Annotated in this window: 1 rRNA gene; it reads right to left on the bottom strand. The window is 54.5% G+C overall.

The features are described from left to right. A 23S ribosomal RNA gene (locus DNK49_RS23645) occupies window positions 1-255 on the bottom strand; the annotation flags it as partial.

The raw sequence follows: 255 nt of genomic DNA on the forward strand, positions 1-255 counted from the left end.
GGGAGGAGACCGCCCCAGTCAAACTGCCCACCATGCACTGTTCCCGACCCGGATTCACGGGCCTGGGTTAGAACCTCAACGACACCAGGGTGGTATTTCAAGGTTGGCTCCACCGGAACTAGCGTCCCGGCTTCAAAGCCTCCCACCTATCCTACACAAGTCCCGTCAAAGTCCAATGCAAAGCTACAGTAAAGGTTCATGGGGTCTTTCCGTCTAGCCGCGGGTAGATTGCATCTTCACAAACATTTCAACTTC

The sequence above is a fragment of the Parazoarcus communis SWub3 = DSM 12120 genome, assembly GCF_003226565.1.
Lineage (GTDB): Bacteria > Pseudomonadota > Gammaproteobacteria > Burkholderiales > Rhodocyclaceae > Parazoarcus > Parazoarcus communis.